The 1,564-nt window shown below is 65.5% G+C and carries 2 protein-coding genes; both read right to left on the reverse strand.

The genetic code is table 11. The features are described 5' to 3' along the window. The coding region (locus tag OX89_RS13820) for an electron transfer flavoprotein subunit beta/FixA family protein (RefSeq protein ID WP_047351048.1) at positions 1-514 on the reverse strand (514 nt) is incomplete at its 3' end. Positions 515-535: 21 nt separating this feature from the next. Next, positions 536-1,510, reverse strand: coding sequence for a nitronate monooxygenase family protein (locus OX89_RS13825; RefSeq protein WP_011806823.1), 975 nt, complete (start codon positions 1,508-1,510; stop codon positions 536-538). Between the last annotated feature and the right edge of the window lie 54 nt (positions 1,511-1,564).

The raw sequence follows: 1,564 nt of genomic DNA on the forward strand, positions 1-1,564 counted from the left end.
CCGGGGTGGTCAGTTGCAGGGTTTCCAGGCCGCCGTCGACTTCGCGCGTGACGCTCACTTTGTCGCCGGCGACTTCGACTTTGCTGGCGAAGGTGGCCTGGGGCAGGTCGGCCAGGGCCGCCAGCATCTGGCCGGTCTGGTTGGCGTCGTCGTCGATGGCTTGCTTGCCCAGGATGATCAGGCCCGGTTGCTCTTTGTCCACCAGGGCCTTGAGCAGCTTGGCCACGGCCAGGGGTTGCAGCTCGGCATCGGTTTCCACCAGGATGCCGCGGTCGGCGCCAATGGCCATCGCCGTGCGCAGCGTTTCCTGGCATTGCGCCACGCCGCAGCTCACCGCGATCACTTCCGTGGCCACGCCTTTTTCTTTGAGCCGCACCGCCTCTTCCACGGCGATTTCGTCAAAGGGGTTCATGCTCATCTTCACGTTCGCGATGTCTACGCCCGTGCCGTCCGACTTCACCCGGACCTTCACGTTGTAGTCCACCACGCGCTTGACGGGGACGAGGATTTTCATAACAAGTCTCTTTCTGCTGGGTTATCGGAGCATGCCCGCCAGGCGCTGGGAGATCAGCGCTTCGGCCTGGGACATGATGGAGTCGATGAGCTGCTGCACGGTGGGCACGTCATGGATCAGCCCGGCAACCATGCCGCAGGACCACACGCCGGCCTGCATGTCGCCCTGCTGCATGATGCGCGGGTAGACGCCGGCCACCTCGGGCGCAATGTCCGCGAAGGTGATGGCGGCGCCCAGTGCGCGCTCCTTGTCCAGCACGCGCTCGGTGGCGCTGTTGGTGAGCACGCGCTCGGTATTGCGCAGCGGGCGCATGATGAGCCGCGTATCCAGTTCGGAGGCCGCAACGATCGCCTGCTTGACGTTCTCGTGCACCGGCGCTTCCTGGGTGGCGATGAAGCGCGTGCCCATGTTGATGCCGTCAGCGCCAAGCGCCAGCGCGGCCACCAGGCTGCGCCCATCGGCCATGCCGCCCGAGGCGACGAAGGGGATCTTGAGTTCTTCGGCCGCGCGCGGCAGCAGGATGAAGTTGGGAATGTCATCCTCGCCCGGGTGGCCGCCGCATTCGAAGCCGTCCACGCTGATCGCGTCGCAGCCGATGGACTCGGCCTTGAGCGCGTGGCGCACCGAGGTGCACTTGTGGATGACCTTGATGCCGGCCTCCTTCAGCGCGGGCATCCACTTCTGCGGGTTGTTGCCTGCCGTCTCGACGATCTTCACGCCGCCCTCGATGATCGCCTTCACATAGCCCGGGTAGTCGGGCGGATTCACCGACGGCAGGAACGTGAGGTTCACGCCGAACGGCTTGTCGGTCATCGTGCGGCAGCGTGCGATCTCCTGCGCCAGCAGCTCGGGCGTCTTCTGCGTCAGGCCGGTGATGATGCCCAGCCCGCCGGCATTGGAGACGGCTGCGGCCAGCTCGGCATACCCCACGTGGTGCATGCCGCCCTGGAGGATCGGGTGCTCTATGCCGAAGAGCTCGGTGATGCGGGTCTTCATGGCGCGCTCGCTTGTATCTTTAAACCAGACCAGCGCGGTAGAGTCTGAACGCCG

Origin of the sequence: Diaphorobacter sp. J5-51 (assembly GCF_001023515.1) — a bacterium.
In the GTDB taxonomy this organism is placed as follows: Bacteria; Pseudomonadota; Gammaproteobacteria; order Burkholderiales; family Burkholderiaceae_C; genus Diaphorobacter; species Diaphorobacter nitroreducens.